Origin of the sequence: Bradyrhizobium sp. WBAH42 (assembly GCF_024585265.1) — a bacterium.
Taxonomy (GTDB): domain Bacteria; phylum Pseudomonadota; class Alphaproteobacteria; order Rhizobiales; family Xanthobacteraceae; genus Bradyrhizobium.
In genome coordinates, this window is the sequence record NZ_CP036533.1 from 3,036,093 (window position 1) to 3,053,646 (window position 17,554).

The window sequence follows — 17,554 nt, forward strand, 5'->3', positions numbered from 1 at the left end:
TCATGACAGTCAAAGCCCTCATCGCCTCTTTCACCCAGCAGGAAGACCTCAACTTCCTGCTGACCAATCGCATCCCGCGCGCGGCCCTGACGCGCTTCATGGGCTGGTTCTCCAAGATCGAGAATCCCCTGGTGCGGGACTTCTCGATCGCGCTGTGGAAGCTGTTCTCCGACCTCGATCTGTCGGAAGCGCGCAAGACGCATTTCAGGAGCCTGCACGACTGCTTCACCCGGGAGTTGAAGCCGGGGCTGCGGCCGTTCGATCCTGATGCTGCGGTGGTGGCGAGCCCCTCGGACGGCATCGTCGGCGCTCATGGGAAAATCGCGGACACCGAGCTGTTCCAGGTCAAGGGCGCGCCCTATTCGCTGCTCGATCTCGTCGGCGATTCCGCGCTGGTCGAGCAGCACCGCAACGGCTCCTTCGTCACGCTGCGGCTGACCTCGAGCATGTATCACCGCTTCCATGCGCCCTATGACGCGCATATCGAGCGGGTCACGCTGATCCATGGCGACGTCTGGAACGTCAACCCGATCGCACTCAAGCGCGTCGAGCGTCTGTTCTGCAAGAACGAGCGCGCGGTGATCCGCACGCATCTGTCGACCGGCGAAGCCGTGACGCTGGTGCCCGTTGCGGCCATCCTGGTCGCGAGCATCCGCCTGCACTTCCTCGACATGGTGCTGAACGCGCAGACGAAGGGCCCGGTCAATTTTCCCTGCGACGTCGACGTGACCAAAGGCGAGGAGCTCGGCTGGTTCGAGCATGGCTCGACCATCATCATCCTCGCGCCCGGCGATTTCACCTTCTGCGACGGCATTGCCGAGGGCACGCGCATCCGCGCCGGTCAAGCGCTGCTCAGAAGAAAGTAGCCTTCAATCCGCCGTCCCCGCCGCCTATATCGTCGGGCGGGGGCGATTCGATACGGATGTGGTGATGGCGCGGGCGCCGGTCATGGCGGCGGGTGGTATTGTGCTGCGGCGCGGGCCGGTGCCGCTGGTTGCAGTCGTGCGCCAGCGCAAGCGCAACGAATGGGTCCTGCCCAAGGGCAAGCTCGATGACGGCGAGACGCCGAAGGAAGCCGCGCATCGCGAGGTGCTGGAAGAGACCGGCCACGACGTCGCCATCCACGAATTCTTGGGCACGCTCGTCTACCAGTCCGGCGGCCGCTCCAAGGTCGTGCATTTCTGGCGGATGGAGGCCGACGGGGGCCCCGTTCGCAAGCTGACGAACGACATCAAGGCGGTCGACTGGCTGACGCTGGCCGCCATCGCCGCCGCAAGAGCCGACGCCGTCGAACGACGACGTGGATGCAGCTTTGCAGACACTGACACCCGCCGAAGCAGCTTCCGTCGACGAGCTGCGGCAAGGCCTGTTGCAGAAGGTGAAAGCCTGGCTGCGCGGCGAGGCGTGAGTTGTCATCGCGCCCTGCTTGCGGGTGAGGACGTATCCGCAAGTTAATGCGGCTGTGTGAGCAGCAGCAGCCCTTTCAACGTCGTCATTGCGAGCGCAGCGAAGCAATCCAGACTTTCTCCGCGGAGGGGCTCTGGATTGCTTCGCTGCGCTCGCAATGACGGAGGAGGCTGATCGTGCTCGACGACGCTCCTCAGGGTGAGGGGCGGCGCTGTCAACGCCGCTCTTTCTCCTTTGGAGCGGGCGCCGGCTTGCGCGGCGCTGCGGGGCGTTGTGCGGCGGGTGGGCGCTGCTGGAATCCGCCCTGGCGCTGGACGCCACCGGGCTGCTGGACCGCGGGGGGCTGGCCCAGCTGCGATCCGGTGCGCGGCGCTTGCGGCTGCGGTGTCCCGCCCGGTTGTGGCGGCACGATTCCTCCGGGCTGAATCTGTCCACCACGCTGCGGCTGAATTTGCGGCGTGTTGCTGGGCGCCGTGCCCTGTCCGGCGCGCGGCGCGCCCGTCGGGCGACCAGCGCCCTGTTGCCGTTGCCCTTGCCCCTGCCCGGCACGCGGCGTGCCCGGCTGCACCGCGCCGCCGTGTTGTCCTTGTCCCTGCCGCTGCGGCGGCTGCGCGCCTTGCTGTGTTCCCTGCCGGCCCGGCGTGCCCGGCTGCTGCTGACCCGGACGGTTGTCCTGACGCGGCTGGCCGTCCGGCCGTTGCGGCAATTGGCCTGGGGCCGTCGTCGGCCGCAATTGTTGCTGCTGCGGCGGTTGTGCCGGCCGCGGAATGCGGCTGAGCGCCGTCGGATTGGCGCGACGGAAGTCGCGCTGCTCGATGACGATCTGCCGGCCCGCGGTCTGCGCCAGATGCACCTGGCTGACAAAGCCGCGGTCGCGCGCGATCTGCGGCGCGGGGATCGTGATCGGCACGGCCGCAAAACGCATGACGCCGGCGGTGGCCGCGCCCGGGCGGATCGCAAAGCCGCTCGCGGCTTGCGTCAGCGCGCCGAGCCGCGCGCCGCTCGAGCGGTCGTCGACATCGATGTGGCCGACGCGGCCGTCGGCGTCGGGATAGAGCTTGATGTTGACGTTGCTCGCCCTGTTCGCCGCCGCGCCTTCGGGCACGTCGACGACCCCGGTGGTGCCGCGGATGCCGAGCGTTGCCGTTGGCGTCGTGATCTTCATGTCGCCCGTCTTCGCCACCGCGGCCGCCACGAAGGCAACCGTGCCCTTGCCGACGTCGAAGATCGCCGAATTCTGCTTGCCGCCGTCTTCATAGACGTAATTGTCGATGGTGATCTTCGCGCTCGCCGAGAGATTGAACGTGGTGGCGTCGTTGAAGGTGATGCCGAGCGCGGAGTTCGACGAGGTCTGCACGACGTCGTTGAGATAGATGTCGTCGCGCACGCGCAGCGGATAGGAATTCTTGTCGCGGATTACGGTCGCGATCCCCGTCACGGTTGCGACGTTGCCGATCGGCTCGACGGCAGCGGGCTGTGCGTCTGCGGACGGTGTCGGGGCGGCCGATGGCGTCGGCGAGGGTGCGGGCGTTGGCTGGGCTTGCGGCTGCGCCTGTGCGAATTCGATCGTCTCGGATGCACGAGCCGCGCTGCTGCCCGCCAGCGGCAATGCCGGTAGCACGAGCGCGAACACGAAGCGGCGCCAAGCCAGCATTGATGTCACGAGGAAGTCCCGATGAGAGCGTGAGGCCAGATGGGTTGATATCAGCCGGACAGAGCTGAATGACGGATGAATGTGTGTGGCACAGGAGAGGCGAACGTTCAAAGGAGCGCGATGCTCGCGAATGGGATCCAGTCTTCTCCGCAGCGTCATGGCCGGGCTTGTCCCGCCTGCGCGGCCGAAGCCGCTACGGCGCGGCGGAGGCCCGGCCATCCACGCTTTGCGGCACTGAGAACGTGGATGCCCGGGACAAGCCCGGGCATGACGAAGAGTGTGCGTGTGTGGGAGCTGACCCGCTCCGCGCGTCAGCTCACGCGCTTCCAGGTCTGGCCTCCGCAGAACATGCCGCCGAAGGCGCAACCCTGCACGCGCATCGCATTCGGACCCTTCATCGAGATCGTCGAGTCGTAATTGCGGCCGGAGTTCGGATCGCGAATGCGGCCGCTCCACTTCGATCCCTCGGGCTTCATGTTGATCAGGATGCGTTCATTGGTCTTCTCGGCATAGCCGCAGAGATTGGCGCCACACTGCTCGACGCGGACATTGCCCTTGTTCTCTTCGGTCGCCCAGACGCCGATCGGCGAGTTCGCCGTAGCCACGGGCGAGGCGGCCACCGGAGCCGGCGCAGGAGCCGCGGCGACGGGAGCGGGTGCGGCAACAGGCGCGGGCGCCGCAACCGGAGCCGGCTGCGAGTTGTCGAAGCCGATAGAAGGAGCGGCAGCAACAGTCGCGGCTGGGGCGGCGGGCGCGGCCGGCGCGGTCGCCTGCACCGGCGCCTGCGGCATGGGCTGCTGCTGCACCGGAGCCGGCGCGGGTTGCGCCGTCGTGGGCGCGGGAGCCGGCGTGGCGTCGACGTCATCGTCCTTGGAGCCACCGAGGCCCTTGAGGTTGATGTTGTTCAGCTTGATCGGCTTGTCCGACAGACCCGGCGCGACGATGGTCACGCAATTGAGCGAAGCGCAGTTGCGCGGCGTCTCGATGCGGATCTGCTGGCCCTCGATCTGGAACGAAATCGAATTGCCGGCATGCGCGGCGGCGGTCGACGCGAGGAAGAGGGCGGTGGCGGCGATGGAGAGCTTGCTCATGACAACCTCCGAAAATGGCGTGGTCCCGAGATGGACCGAAGTCGCTGGTGGATGAAGCGTGGTTCGACCCTACGCTGGGGCGGCTTGGCGTTCTGTGATGGGCGTCACAACGACCTGACGCCGCCTGGGTGATGCAGCGCACATTCGGCCGTGCCTGCGCTGCGTAACGTCGTCGCGACACTGAGGGAGAGGCAGATGCCGCGACTTGCGAGCTGGCTTGGTACATCGATCGCGCTGCTGGCGATGGCGCCGACCGCGCAGGCCGGCTCCTACACGTTCTCGATCGGCGGCCACCGGTTTCATGTCGAGGCGCCGCGCAATTGCCGATCCTCGTCCTGTGTCACCGTGTCCTCCAATCGCGGCCTTCGGCCATCGGACGAGGTCTCCACAGCACCGGCCTTGCAGCCGGCGCCCGCGCCGGTAGTCCAGGCACCGCAGCCAGCTTGTCCGGCGGCAGCGGTCAAGCCGCCACAAGCGGCTGTGGTCGTGCCGCCACCGGCGCCTCCCATCCTTGCCGCGTCGACGTCGCAGCCCGTGGCGCCACCGCCGGCGCCAAGCTTTGAGATTTCGAGAATGGAGACGCTGAGCCCCGGTCCGCCGCGGGTTGATCTGGAGCGGATCGATCGGCCGAAGACCGCCGCGCTAGAACCGCCGCGCATCGAGCCGCCGGTCATCGTCCCCAGCGCCGAGATCGATCAGACCACAATTGTGGCGCAGGTCAGCGGCGACGACAGCCGTGCGCCGCTCGGCGAATGGGAGAGCGCCGGCGCCAAGGGCACAGTCCGCATCGAGCGTTGTGGATCCGCATTGTGCGGCTACGCGCTCAGTGAAGCCTCGGGCCGGGGCGAGAGCGTGCTCGTCAACATGAAGCCGAAGAAGCACGATGTCTGGACCGGGAGCATCTACAGCCGTTCCAGCGGCAACACCTATTACGCGACGATGAGGTTGAAGGGCTCCGGCAAGCTGCACGTCGAAGCCTGCGCGCTCGGCCGCTTCTGGTGCTCCGGCAACGACTGGACGCGGGTCGAGGTGCCGCGGGAGGAGATCACCGCCTCGTCGCAGCCCTCGCGCACGCGGTCGTAGTGTTTTTCCTGCCCTCCAGGGCGGTTGAGCGAACTGTCGTGTGTTGATCAGCGCTTCTAAATCATCCCGAGCACGATGGCGCCGACGAAGGCCATGGCGAGGTAGGCGGTGATCACGCTCAGTCTGCCGGCGAACGTCATGAGGTCGCTCCGCTGGTCGCGCTTTGCCGCGGCCGTCATGGTTAACAGAGAGTCTCTCACCGAAAAAGTCAGTCTTGCTGTCGCTCATCGGCGGTAGCGGCCGCGCCAGTGCGGCCGGCATGGTTAAGAAATGCTGAAATCGACGTGTTGAAGAGTCTTTAAGTAAATTCACCGAACGTGCGTGCATGACGCGCGGAGTTCGTTTGTATCTCGTCGGCTCCATCGTCCTTGTTTCGCTAGCGGGTTGCGGTCGCGGCTTCTTCCAGGCCGAACGTGAACCGTGGCGGGCCGAGGCGGAAGCCGCATGCCTGAAATCGGGCGCAGTCAAGGAAAGTGCGGACATCGTCCGCATCGACCCGATCTCCGGGCCTGGCAGCTGCGGCGCCGAGTTTCCGCTCAAGGTCGCCGCCATCGGCGAAGGCTCCAGCACCTATGGCTTTGCCGACGAGTCGCTGCGCCCGCCCGGCAGCATCGGCAACCAGCCGCGTTGGCCGGTGCAGCCGCAGTCGAACTATCCGCAGAGCCAAGGCTATCCCGCATCGTCCTATCCGCAGCGCTCGAACTATCCCGAGAGCGCGGTGCGCCAGCCGGCCGGCTATGGTGCATCGTCGGGGCCGATGTCGCTGAACGCACCCGGCGTGGCCGCGCAGGAGGACGAGATCGATCTGCCGCCCGAGGGTACCGACGCCGCGGGTGCGGCGCGCTACATGAACGCACCGAGCTATCCGGCTCGTCCGGCGCCTTACTCGCAGGCGCCGGCACAGCAGCCGCTGCCGCGTCTTGGTCCTGCGCAGGGCAATCCCGTCGCGAGCGTCGGTCCCGTTGCGATCAAGCCGACAGCGACGCTCGCCTGTCCGATCGTGTCCGAGCTCGACCGCTGGCTCGCCGACACGGTGCAGCCTTCGGCGATGCGCTGGTTCGGCGTGCGCGTCGCCGAGATCAAGCAGATCTCCGCCTATTCCTGCCGCGGCATGAACGGCAATCCGCACGCCCACATCTCAGAGCACGCCTACGGCAATGCGCTCGACATTTCGGCCTTCGTGCTCGCTGACGGACGCCGCGTCACCATCAAGGACGGCTGGCGCGGCATGCCGGAAGAGCAGGGATTCCTGCGCGATGTGCAGTCGGGTGCGTGCGCGCATTTCAGCACCGTGCTGGCGCCGGGCTCGAACGTCTACCACTACGATCACATCCACGTCGATCTGATGCGCCGCGCCAGCCGCCGCCTGATCTGCCAGCCCGCCGCCGTGTCGGGCGAAGAGGTCGCCTCGCGCGCCCAGTCGCGCAGACCCTATGCGAGTGCGCGCGAGCCGTCGGTGACCGGTTCACTCGGTGCGCGCAAGAGCACGATGCACAAGCGGGAAGAGGACGAGTACGCCGACGATTAGGCATTACCTTGCGAAAATCGACCTTCACCGTCATTGCGAGCGGAGCGAAGCAATCCAGACTGTCACCGCGGCGGCAGTCTGGATTGCTTCGTCGCATCAGCGCAAAATTGCTTCGCAATTTTGTCGCGAGCTCCTCGCAATGACGAGGAGAGACTGAGATTCATTATGACCGCCGACATCGTCCGCTATCTCACCCACCCGCAGGTGCAAATCGATCCCGATGTGCCGGTGCCGCAATGGGGCCTGAGCCCGCTCGGCCGCGCGCGCACCGAGGCCTTGGCGAATGCAGGCTGGCTCGCAAGCACCAAGCAGATCGTCTCCAGCGGCGAGCGGAAGGCGATCGAGACCGCCGAGATCATTGCCGCTCGGCTCGGACTCATGATCGAGATCCGCGAGGCCATGCACGAAAACGACCGTTCGGCGACCGGTTTCCTGAAGCCGGCCGAGTTCGAAGCTGTCGCCGACCAGTTCTTCGCCGCGCCTCATCTCAGCGTGCGCGGCTGGGAGCGCGCTGCGGATGCACAGGCGCGGATCGTGCGCGAGGCTGAGGCAGTGCTGACGCGAAACCGACCCGGCGACGTCCTGTTCGTCGGCCACGGCGCAGTCGGCACGCTGCTGTTCTGTCACTATTCCGGCCATTCCATCGATCGCGTCCACGATCAGCCGGCAGGCGGCGGCAACTATTTTGCGTTCGCGCCGGAAGGGCGTCGCATCCTGCATGGATGGCGCAGGATGGAAGACCTGGGGTCAGCGGCCGGCTGAGGCCCGGCTGTTCAGTGGACGCTGCGTCTTCGGCAAAGCCCAGTTGAGGCGCAAAAATTTGCGCCGTCCCGATTCGCCGCCAACTCATTGAATCAAAATCGCTAATCGGGCCAGGACGGGCTTTTCCCGCGATTGGCACGGTCGCTGCAATGATGGTGCTGAAACGAAGCAGCGCAGCCGGCGCTGTGAGCCAGCGGAACCCATCATGCAGATGCCCGTCGCCCCGCCCTACTCCGATCTCGAGCAGCGCGTGCTGTCGCGCATCACGGAGCAGCGATGGCTCGACCTTGCCTCCGAGCTGATCCGAACCGGTCAGCCGCGCTCCGGCAATCCGCTCGATCCCGATCTGCCGCCGGCCGAGGAGGAGGCGATCTCGATGCTGGTCGCCGGCAAGCTCGAGGCCCTCGGCATGGTGGTCACCAAGCACAGTGCGCAGCCGCACCGGCCGAACGTGCTCGGCGTGCTGAAAGGGCGGGAGGGCGCACCGTCGCTGATCCTGAACGATCATCTCGACACCTATCCGGTGGTCGAGCCCGAGAAATGGCGCATGACGGATTTCGATCCGTTCAAGGCGACGCGCCATGGCGATCTGCTCTACGCGCGCGGCACGTCGGACACACGCGGCAACCTTGCCGCATCGCTGCTCGCGGTGCAGGCCTTGATCGAGGAGGGCGTGACGTTCGATGGCACCTTGATGTGCTGCTACACCGTCGACGAGGAGCGTAACGGCACCGAAGGCTCGATCTACATGCTCGAGAAGGTCGGTCTCACTGCCGACTACGAGATCACGGCCGAGCCGACTGCCTGGGGAGATGTCAGCAAAGACTGGGGCATCAACCTCTCGGTGGCCAATTCCGGCCACTGCCTGATCGAGGTCACGGTCGAGGGAATCAAGTCGCACATTTGGCGGCCCGATATCAGCGTCAACGCCATCATGGAGGCGGGCAAGCTGCTGCCCAAGCTGAAGGAGATGGCGTTCACCCACGTGCCGAGCAAGTTCATGGGGCATACGCCGCCCTGCTGCTCGGTGGTGCGCATCCGTGGCGGCCTGCCCGGCGAGATGCAGTTCTCGCCGGATGCCTGCACCATCACGCTCGCGGTGGTCGGCATCGTGCCGGGCATGACGCTCGCCAGCGTGATCTCCGACATCGAGCGGCTCGGGCTGGAAACATTTGCCGGAATCAACGACGTCAAGGTCGGAGTGCGCCAGGTGCCCGGCTCGCTGTTCGTCAACGCGACCGAGCCGGTGCCGGTCGAGGAGGAGCCCTGCCGTTCGCTTCGTGCGGTGTATCGGCGGCTGATGGGCCGTGAGCCCGGCGTCAATCGCAAGAATGCCTTCAACGACACCATCCGCTTCCGCGAAGCAGGCATCAATGCGGTCACCTTCGGTCCGGGCGAGGACGGCTGGGCCGTCGACAACGAGAACATCTCGATTACCAAGTCGGTGATGGCAACGCGGATCTATGCACTGACCATCATGCAGATCTTGGGAGTGCGCACATGAGCGTCGAGGCAAGTCCCATGGCCATTCCGATCTCGGCCGACCGTACACGGCGGGGCAGCTTGCGGCTGCCAACAGTGTCGCGGTCGGTGCTGCTCTCGACCCTCACCGTCGCCCTGCTGCTGGCCGCGTGGGTCATCGTTACGGAGATGGGCTGGGCCAACGAACTGTTCCTGCCGAAGCCGCAGGCGGTGTGGGCGGCATTCGTCAAGACCATGACGAAGGGCTACCAGGGCGCCACGCTGCTTCAGCATCTCGGCGCCAGCCTCTACCGCATCCTCGTGGCCTTCGCGTTGGCCTGTCTCGTCGGCATTCCGCTCGGCGTGCTCATGGGCGTCTCGAAAAATGCCCGTGCGCTGCTCAATCCGCTGATCGAGTTCTATCGTCCGCTACCGCCACTCGGGCTCTATACGTTGCTGGTGATGTGGCTCGGCATCGGCGAGAGCTCCAAACTGTCGTTGTTGTTCCTTGCAGGCCTGCCCGGCATCGTGATTTCGACGATCCAGGCCGTCACCAGCGTCGATCCCGTCTACGTGCGTGCCGCGCAATCCCTTGGCGCAACCCGGCGCCACCTGCTCTTTCACGTCTACCTGCCCGCAGCGGGACCACTGATCCTCGCCGGGATGCGCATCTCGCTCGGCTTCACCTACACCGTCCTCGTCGCCGCCGAGATCGTCGCGGCCTCCGCCGGCATCGGCTGGATGATCTGGGATGCCGCGAAATTCCTGCTGTCCGACGTCGTGATCATGGGCCTGATCGTGCTTGGCCTGACCGGCGTCGTGCTCGACCTGATGATGCGCGGAATTGCGAAATTACTGATGCCGTGGGCCCGAACCTGATCTTGATCGAGGAGAGATGAGATGATGAAGAGACTGGTTGCGACGCTTGCATTCGCTGCGCTGACGCTCTCGGCCCCCGCTCGTGCCGAGGACAAGCCGGCCAAGGTGACCGTCGGCTATCTGAATTTGGTGAACGCGCAGCTCGTCACCAAGCATCTCGGCCTGCTGGCCAAGGAGATGCCTGGTGTCGACATCAAATACGTCAAGATCGGTGGCGGCGGCGACATGCTGCGCGCGATCGCCGGAAACGACGTCGATTTCGGCGGCCTCGGCAATCCTCCGACCGCGATCGGCGCGACCCGGGCCCTGCCGATCAAGGGCATCCTGGTGATCAATCTGCTCGACTATGTCGAGTCGATGGTGGTGCGCACCGACAAGAACATCAATTCGCTTAAAGATCTTAAAGGCAAGACGGTCGCCGCGCCGTTCGGATCCACCACACATTACCTGCTGTTGCAGGCATTGAAGGACGACGGCGTCGATCCTGCCTCGCTGAAGATTATCGATCTCGCACCCTCGGACATCGCCTCCGCCTGGCTTCGCGGCGATATCGATGCCGCCTGGTTCTGGGAGCCGAACCTCGACAAGGCCGTCAAGAACGGCGGCAAGATCCTGATCACCTCGGGTGAGATGACCAAGCGCGGCTATCCGACCTGGGACATCGGCGTCGTGATGAATGCTTTTGCGGAAAAATATCCGTCCTACGTCGAGAAGTTCATCAAGGCCGAATGCGAGGGGATCGATTTCTGGCTGAAGAACCCGGAGAAGACGGCCGAGATCATCGCCGAGGAGCTTTCGCTGCCGCTGCCCGATGCGATGCGGATGATGAAGGGCACGGGCATGGTCCCTTGCAACCAGCAGCTCACCGAGGAATATCTCGGCACAACGACAAAGAAGGGCAAGTTCGTCGACACGCTGGTCTCCACGGCCGACTTCCTAGTCAAGCAGGAGCGTCTCCCGAAGCTGCTGCCGCGCGCCGGCTTCGAAGCCTTCATCCAGCCGGCCTATATCGAGAAGGTGATCGGCCGTTGACGCCTGCTGCCGGCGGGCTTGTCTCGCCGGCGCGCCCTGTTCCCATAAGCATGTGACGCCATGGATATCTCGCCTAGCCATCTTCGCGCTGCCTATCGCAACGGCACGCTGAAGCCGTCAGACGTCGCCGCGCACGTGCTGTCGCGCCTGACTGATGCCGACCAGAGCGGTGTCTGGATATCGACGGGAAGGCCCGAGAGCGTCATGGCCGCGGCGCGCGCGATCGATGCCCGCGTCGGCGAGATCGATGAGCTACCGCTCTATGGGCTCGTATTCTCGGTCAAGGACTGCATCGATGTCGCAGGCGAGCAGACGACGTCGGCCTGTCCGGAATTCGCCTATGTGGCGGAGGATACGAGCCCCGTGGTGGCTGACGCGATTGCAGCCGGTGCGATTTATGTCGGCAAGACCAACATGGACCAGTTCGCGACCGGGCTCGTCGGCGTCCGCTCGCCCTACGGCATCGCCCGGAATCCATACAACGCAGACTACATTCCCGGCGGCTCCAGCTCGGGCGCGGCGGTGTCGGTCGCCACCGGCACGTCGTCGTTCGCGTTCGGCACCGACACCGGCGGGTCGGGCAGGGTGCCTGCGTCCTATTGCGGCGTGACCGGCTTCAAGCCGGCGCCGGGCGCGTTCAGCCAGCGCGGGATGGTGTATGCGTGCCGGAGCTTCGACACCATCTCGCTCTACACCCGCGATCCCGCCGACGGCTATGATGTCTATCGCGTGCTGGCGCGGCGCGATCCCGCGGACGGCTTTTCGCAGCTGGAGTTCGCCGGCTGGACAGAGCAGGCGTCCCCGGCGCGGCCGCTGAAGATCGCAACGCCGCGCCTCGATCAGCTCAAGTTCTTCGGCAATCCAGAGACGGAGAGGCTGTTCGGCGACGCGCTGCACCGGCTGCGCCGACTCGACCTGCCGGTCGTGCCGGTGGATTTCTCGCCATTCACCTCGATCAACGATCTGATGTTCTTCGGGCCGTTTCTAGCGGAGCGTGATGTTTCTGTCGGCGCCTTTCTCGACGCCCATCCCGATGCAGGGGTCAAGATCGTGCGCGATCTCGTTCTCGGCAGCCGGAAGTTCTCGGCCGCCGATGCCTACCGCGCGTTCTACGAAGTCAAGGACGTCCAGCGTCAGCTTCGCGGCTTCTGGGAAGCTCACGATGCGCTGGTGGTGCCGACGGTCGGCACCGTCCTCAGCATTGATGAAGTTGCGCGCGATCCGCTGACGGCCAATTTCAACAACGGCTACTACACCAACTACGCCAATCCGCTCGGGCTCGCCGCGATTGCGGTGCCGAATGCGATGACCGGGGCCGGCGTGCCCTATGGAGTCACGTTCCTGGCGCCGGCGGGGCGGGAGCGCCTGCTCGCTGACCTCGCTTGTGCGTTCACGGCTGCGGCGGCCGTGCGTTGAGCGGTCGCACCGCGTTGCAATCGGATGCGATACCTCCTAGCCTTCGAGCCGTCACTCGAAGGGAGACTGGTCGTGGGGCGGGGCCATGCGCATGAAGTCGCCGATCCGGGTGAGCCCTGTGCGGAAGTGCAAGGCGCCGGAACGGGTCGCTATGTGCTGAAGGCGCTGGACAAGTCTGATCTGGACCTGGTGATGCGGACCGGCAGGTTGGCGACTTACCAGAACCGCGAACATCTGCTGCGCGAAGGCGAGCCGGCGAACGGCATCCACGTCATTTTGAGCGGAATCGTCGAAAGCACCCATGCCGGCACGCAAGGTCGCGAGCTGATGCTGGCGACATGGGAAGCCGGCGACTTCGTCGGCGCCCCCTACATTCTCGGCAATCACCGCCATAGCTGGTCGGCGCGCGCGCTCGGCCGGGTCGAAGCTTTGCATCTCGACCAGGATGCCATCCGCCGCCTGATCGCACAGTCGCCCTCGTTCGCAGTCGCGCTGATCGAATGTCTCGGCTTCAAGGGCGAGACCTATTCGATGCTGGCGCAGACGCTGGCTGGGCAGAAGGCTGCGGAACGATTGGTGCTGCTGTTGGTGAAGCTGTGCGAGAACGCGGCGCAGGACGAGAACGGTCCGATCTCGCTCGGCCGCCTCACGCAGGCCAATCTCGCGCGTATGATCGGCGCGACGCGGCAGTCGATCAGCCTCATTCTCAACCGTCTCCAGGACGAGGGCATCATCACGACCGGCCCGACCAAGATGGTCGTGAATGATCTCTCGGCGCTGAGGAAGCAGGTCACTGACTAAAGCGCGATGATGTCGTCATCGCGATTTAGGCTTCGATGGTGTCAGTCCCATGCAGCGCTGCACTTCACCCGGAACATTGTAGGTGCGCATGATGTGGCGGCTGTCGCGCAGGCCGGATGCCTCGCGCTGCACCACGAACATCCAAAGCGCCTGGCCGGCTTCCAGCACCAGCTTGCGCCTGGCCGGTTGCATCGCGTCCGGCACTTCGGTCGCGGCGTGAGCGACGTCGAACTCGCGCAAACGCGAAAGGCTCTGTTCGAGGGCGCGGCCCATCCGCCCAAGCGCCGAGGCCTGTTCCTGGACGATCTCGTAGTGGAGGATGTCGACTGGCGGGCGAAGATCACGAGACATGGCCGCAATATAGTGTCGCCCGGCCCGCAGGCGCAACGCGCGGCTACCTCGCCTTGTACGCCGCCAGGAACATCCGCGTTGCGCTCTCGACCACCGCGCTCATGCGCTGTTCCGACGGCGCGGGCTCCGCCTGAAACACGAAGGGCAGGAACAGCGAGGCCTTGCACAGTTCCATGAACTGCGAGGCGGCAAGATCGCAATCATCTATCGAAAGATCGCCCGATGCGACACGTGCCTTGAGATAAGCGGAGAGGCGGTTGATGCTCTTGTCCAGCACGCGCGCATAGTAACGCCGGCCGACATCCGGCATGCGCTCGGCGATCGCCATCACGGTGCGGATCGCCGATCCGCCGCCGGGGCGGCAGACCAGGTGAAGATAGGCGAGGCCGAACTCCTTCAGCGTGCTCTCGGCCTCGCGGTCGGGATCGAAACTGAACACGACCTGGCCGTGCTGGAGCGCCTCCTGTTCGACGATGGCTTCGAACAGCGCGCATTTGTCGGCGAAGTAGACGTAGAGTGTGCCCTTGGAGACCTGCGCGGCGCGCGCGATCTCGCCCATGCTGGCCCCGTCGAAGCCCAGATCCATGAACACCTTGCGGGCGCCGTCCAGGATCTGGCGGCGCTTGGAATTGTCCTCGTCCTGGACGATACGCAATTGTTCGCTGGCAGCTACAACCATTGGTTTAGGGTCTCGGAAGGTTTTTGGGTCGGGATTAAGCCATGAAACGCCCATAAAGGATTCGCGGCTGTAAGGTCTGTCGGGAATAATGTGTATATTGACCGAACCGTTCGGTCAATGCTATTTGAGATCCACGCGAGGAAACCGCCTGCAACAGCGGCCGCCCTCGGGTTGCGCTTTTTTGGGGAGGCCGTGATGGCCATATCGAGAGATCAGACGGCTCGCGTCCTTCGCCAGGAAACGGCGGAGGACCAGACGGGCGCTGATGCTGCCTCCGAGACACCCGCACCCCCTGCCGAGCAGCTGCGCGCTCACGTGGCCGAGGAAACCAAGCGTCCGACCCGCGAGGCGCCGGAGCAGCCCGTGATCGACAAGCCGGCCGCACCTGCGCCGGACGCGCCCGCCGCCGCTGCGTCCGGTGCGCCAAAGTCCGGCAAGCGCAAATTCGTCCTGATGGGCGTCGGCCTCGTCCTCGCGCTGGCTGTTGCGGGGTATGCCGGCTATTACACTTTGGTCGGTCGCTTCTACATCTCGACCGACGACGCCTATGTGCGCGCCAACAACACCATGCTCGGCGCGCGCGTTGCCGGCCACATCTCCTCGATCCTTGCCGGCGACAACACACAGGTCCAAGCCGGCGACATCGTCCTCCGCATCGACGACGGCGACTACAGGATCGCGGTCGAAGCGGCCGCGACCAAGATCGCGACCCAGCAAGCCACCATCGATCGCATCGGCCGCCAGGTCGCAGCTCTCGACAGCCAGGTCGCCCAGGCCAAGGCGCAGCTCGTCTCCGCCGAAGCGGGCCTCAAGCGCGCCGACCTCGATTATGAGCGCCAGCAGGCGCTGAGCAGCAAGGGCTTTGCCTCGCGCGCCACCTTCGAAAGCTCGGAAGCCGGACGCGACCAGGGCGCCGCCGCGGTCAAGGCCGCGCGAGCCGCCTACGAGGTTGCCGTCAGCAATGTCGACGTCGCCAAGGCGCAGCAGGCCGAAGCGCAGGCCCAGCTCGCCGAGCTCAAGACCACGCTCGCCAAAGCCGAGCGCGACCTCGGCTTCACGGCGGTGCGCGCGCCGGTGAACGGCACGTTCTCGAACCGCCTTGTCAACACCGGCGACTTCGTCGCGGTCGGACAGCGCCTTGGCAACATCGTGCCGCTGGACGACGTCTATATCGACGCGAACTTCAAGGAGACACAGCTCAAGCGCATCCGCCCGGGCCAGCCGGTGACGATCAAGGTCGATGCCTACGGCATGCGCAAGTTCTCCGGCGTCGTCGACAGCATCGCGGCGGGCGCGGGGTCGGTGTTCACGCTGCTGCCGCCCGACAACGCCACCGGCAACTTCACCAAGATCGTGCAGCGCGTGCCGGTCCGCATCCGCGTGCCCAAATCTGTGGCGAAGCAGAACCTGCTCCGCGCCGGCATGTCGGTCTACGCCACCGTCGACACCAACAAGGGCGCCGCCGACGCCGACAGCGCGGTCGACCTCGACGATCCCACCGCGGTCCATCCGCAGTAGGGATGCTATGATGTTCGAGACGAGCGCCGCTTCGCCTTTCACCTCTCCCGGAGGGAGAGGTCGGATCGCATCGGAAGATGCGATCCGGGTGAGGGGTTACGCTCTCTCGTGGAAGCTGCGGCCCCTCACCCGATTTGCTGCGCAAATAGACCTCTCCCCGATGGGAAGAGGTGGAGCGTGCCCTCTCGCGCGAGCTGAGTGAGAAAATGGCCAACGCCACCACCGCTTCACCTGCCATGATGGCGGATCCCGCTTCGGAGCGCATTGCGCCGAAGCGGCTGTTTGCGTTCATCATCATGGTGTTCGGGATGTTCATGTCGATCCTGGACATCCAGATCGTCTCGGCCTCATTGAGCGAAATCCAGGCCGGGCTGTCGGCGAGCTCCAGCGAGGTCTCCTGGGTTCAGACCGCCTATCTGATCGCCGAGGTGATCGCGATCCCGCTGTCGGGATTCCTGTCGCGCGCCTTCGGCACGCGGCTGTTGTTCGCGATCTCGGCGGCCGGCTTCACCTTCGCGAGCCTGCTCTGCGGCTTCGCCACGACGATCGAGGAGATGATCCTCTGGCGCGCGCTGCAGGGCTTTCTCGGCGCCGGCATGATCCCGACCGTGTTCGCTTCGGCCTACACCGTCTTCCCGCGCACGAAATTCCACATCGTCGGTCCCATCATCGGCCTCGTCGCAACCTTGGCTCCGACCATCGGACCGACGGTCGGCGGCTACATCACCGACGCGATGTCGTGGAACTGGCTGTTCTTCATCAACGTCGTGCCCGGCATCGGCATCACAGTGGGCGTGCTGGCGCTGGTCGATTTCGACGAGCCGCATTTCGAGCTGCTCGATCGCTTCGACTGGTGGGGCTTGTTGTTCATGGCCAGCTTCCTCGGCACGCTGGAATATGTGCTGGAAGAGGGCCCGCAATATCAATGGATGCAGGACACGTCGGTCGCGATCTGCGCCTGGATCTGCGCGATCTCGGCCATCGCCTTCTTCTGGCGCGTGTTCACGGCGGCCGAGCCGATCGTCAATCTGCGCACCTTCTCCGACCGCAATTTCGCCGTCGGATGCACGCTGCAATTCTGCATCGGCATCGGTCTCTACGGCCTGACCTACATCTATCCGCGCTATCTCGCCGAAGTGCGCGGCTACAGCGCGCTGATGATCGGCGACACCATGTTCGTCTCCGGCATCACCATGTTCCTGGTCGCACCGCTGGTCGGCCGGCTCATGGCCAAGCTCGACATGCGCTACATGATCGCGTTCGGCCTCGTCGTGTTCGCGATCGGCTCCTACCAGATGACCTGGATCACCCGCGAATACGATTTCTACGAGCTGCTGGTGCCGCAGATCCTGCGCGGCATCGGCATGATGTTCGCGATGGTCCCGACCAACAACGTCGCGCTCGGCACGCTGCCACCTGACAAGGTGAAGAACGCGAGCGGCCTGTTCAACCTGATGCGCAATCTCGGCGGCGCGCTCGGCCTCGCCGTCATCAACACCGTGCTCAACGACCGCACCGACCTGCATATCACCCGTCTGCAGGAGCGCGTGACCTGGGGCAACACGACCGCGACCGAAACCCTGAGCATGTTCATGCAGAAATTTCAGGGACTTGGCGATTCCACGCTGATGGCCATGAAGCAGCTTTCCCAGCTGGTTCATCGCCAGGCCGTGGTGATGAGCTTTGGCGATGCCTTCTTCATCCTGTCGCTGTTCTATCTCGCCCTCAGTTTCCTGGTGGTGCTGCTGAAGAGACCGCCGTCGCCGTTCGGCGCCGGCGGCGACGGGCACTAATTTGCAACACTCGTGCGTGATCTCGCGCGAGCCCCGTTGCAATCGGCTGGCGACACATCTATAAAGCGCGCCTCATTCATTCGAACCGGGGAGAGATTT

17 protein-coding genes are annotated in these 17,554 nt (G+C 65.1%); 12 read left to right on the forward strand and 5 right to left on the reverse strand.

Annotated features, from left to right (window positions below; all coding sequences use genetic code 11):
* The first annotated feature begins 2 nt into the window (after nucleotides 1-2).
* Complete coding sequence (gene asd / locus DCG74_RS14195; protein ID WP_172787215.1) at nucleotides 3-866, forward strand: archaetidylserine decarboxylase; 864 nt, start codon at nucleotides 3-5, stop codon at nucleotides 864-866.
* A 64-nt stretch (nucleotides 867-930) separates the two neighbouring features.
* Nucleotides 931-1,455 (forward strand): NUDIX hydrolase, encoded by a 525-nt coding sequence (locus tag DCG74_RS14200; protein ID WP_246708897.1) that lies wholly within the window; start codon nucleotides 931-933, stop codon nucleotides 1,453-1,455.
* A gap of 166 nt (nucleotides 1,456-1,621) precedes the next feature.
* On the opposite strand, the gene DCG74_RS14205 is transcribed toward DCG74_RS14200, so the two are convergent.
* Both DCG74_RS14205 and DCG74_RS14210 read right to left on the reverse strand, forming a co-directional pair.
* A complete protein-coding gene (locus DCG74_RS14205) occupies nucleotides 1,622-3,061 on the reverse strand; it encodes a FecR domain-containing protein (protein WP_172787374.1) in 1,440 nt (479 codons plus the stop codon).
* Nucleotides 3,062-3,372: 311 nt separating this feature from the next.
* Nucleotides 3,373-4,152, reverse strand: coding sequence for a DUF2147 domain-containing protein (locus DCG74_RS14210; protein WP_172787216.1), 780 nt, complete (start codon nucleotides 4,150-4,152; stop codon nucleotides 3,373-3,375).
* A 195-nt stretch (nucleotides 4,153-4,347) separates the two neighbouring features.
* Here DCG74_RS14210 and DCG74_RS14215 point away from each other — a divergent pair, with 195 nt between their 5' ends.
* Nucleotides 4,348-5,235: a DUF2147 domain-containing protein gene (locus tag DCG74_RS14215; protein WP_172787217.1), complete on the forward strand. Its 888-nt coding sequence runs from the start codon at nucleotides 4,348-4,350 to the stop codon at nucleotides 5,233-5,235.
* 56 nt (nucleotides 5,236-5,291) lie between these two features.
* Here DCG74_RS14215 and DCG74_RS14220 read toward each other — a convergent pair whose 3' ends face one another.
* Complete coding sequence (locus DCG74_RS14220; protein ID WP_257187567.1) at nucleotides 5,292-5,414, reverse strand: hypothetical protein; 123 nt, start codon at nucleotides 5,412-5,414, stop codon at nucleotides 5,292-5,294.
* A gap of 146 nt (nucleotides 5,415-5,560) precedes the next feature.
* On the opposite strand from DCG74_RS14220, the gene DCG74_RS14225 reads away from it, so the two are divergent.
* The 7 genes from DCG74_RS14225 to DCG74_RS14255 all read left to right on the forward strand — a co-directional run bounded on the left by DCG74_RS14225 (nucleotide 5,561) and on the right by DCG74_RS14255 (nucleotide 13,114).
* Nucleotides 5,561-6,763 (forward strand): extensin family protein, encoded by a 1,203-nt coding sequence (locus DCG74_RS14225; protein ID WP_172787218.1) that lies wholly within the window; start codon nucleotides 5,561-5,563, stop codon nucleotides 6,761-6,763.
* 165 nt (nucleotides 6,764-6,928) lie between these two features.
* Entirely contained in the window at nucleotides 6,929-7,525 is a 597-nt protein-coding gene (locus tag DCG74_RS14230) for a histidine phosphatase family protein (RefSeq protein ID WP_172787219.1), read from the forward strand.
* A gap of 205 nt (nucleotides 7,526-7,730) precedes the next feature.
* Nucleotides 7,731-9,029: a M20 family metallopeptidase gene (locus tag DCG74_RS14235; RefSeq protein WP_172787220.1), complete on the forward strand. Its 1,299-nt coding sequence runs from the start codon at nucleotides 7,731-7,733 to the stop codon at nucleotides 9,027-9,029.
* The gene (locus tag DCG74_RS14240) at nucleotides 9,026-9,865 is read left to right on the forward strand and encodes an ABC transporter permease (RefSeq protein ID WP_172787221.1); all 840 of its coding nucleotides are present in this window, start codon (nucleotides 9,026-9,028) and stop codon (nucleotides 9,863-9,865) included. Before DCG74_RS14235 ends, DCG74_RS14240 begins: the two co-directional genes overlap by 4 nt.
* A gap of 21 nt (nucleotides 9,866-9,886) precedes the next feature.
* The gene (locus DCG74_RS14245; RefSeq protein WP_172787222.1) at nucleotides 9,887-10,897 is read left to right on the forward strand and encodes an ABC transporter substrate-binding protein; all 1,011 of its coding nucleotides are present in this window, start codon (nucleotides 9,887-9,889) and stop codon (nucleotides 10,895-10,897) included.
* Between the two features lie 60 nt (nucleotides 10,898-10,957).
* Nucleotides 10,958-12,313 carry an amidase family protein gene (locus DCG74_RS14250; RefSeq protein ID WP_172787223.1) on the forward strand — a complete coding sequence of 452 codons (1,356 nt, stop codon included), beginning with the start codon at nucleotides 10,958-10,960 and terminating at the stop codon, nucleotides 12,311-12,313.
* Nucleotides 12,314-12,385: 72 nt separating this feature from the next.
* Nucleotides 12,386-13,114 (forward strand): Crp/Fnr family transcriptional regulator, encoded by a 729-nt coding sequence (locus DCG74_RS14255; RefSeq protein WP_172787224.1) that lies wholly within the window; start codon nucleotides 12,386-12,388, stop codon nucleotides 13,112-13,114.
* A gap of 15 nt (nucleotides 13,115-13,129) precedes the next feature.
* On the opposite strand, the gene DCG74_RS14260 is transcribed toward DCG74_RS14255, so the two are convergent.
* Entirely contained in the window at nucleotides 13,130-13,465 is a 336-nt protein-coding gene (locus tag DCG74_RS14260) for a DUF6665 family protein (protein ID WP_172787225.1), read from the reverse strand.
* A gap of 43 nt (nucleotides 13,466-13,508) precedes the next feature.
* On the reverse strand, nucleotides 13,509-14,144 hold the full coding sequence (locus DCG74_RS14265; RefSeq protein WP_172787226.1) for a TetR/AcrR family transcriptional regulator: 636 nt from the start codon (nucleotides 14,142-14,144) through the stop codon (nucleotides 13,509-13,511).
* Nucleotides 14,145-14,339: 195 nt separating this feature from the next.
* Between DCG74_RS14265 and DCG74_RS14270 the strand changes: the two genes are divergently transcribed.
* Nucleotides 14,340-15,662: an HlyD family secretion protein gene (locus DCG74_RS14270; protein ID WP_172787227.1), complete on the forward strand. Its 1,323-nt coding sequence runs from the start codon at nucleotides 14,340-14,342 to the stop codon at nucleotides 15,660-15,662.
* Between the two features lie 206 nt (nucleotides 15,663-15,868).
* Nucleotides 15,869-17,455 (forward strand): DHA2 family efflux MFS transporter permease subunit, encoded by a 1,587-nt coding sequence (locus DCG74_RS14275; RefSeq protein ID WP_172787228.1) that lies wholly within the window; start codon nucleotides 15,869-15,871, stop codon nucleotides 17,453-17,455.
* The last annotated feature ends 99 nt before the right edge of the window (nucleotides 17,456-17,554 follow it).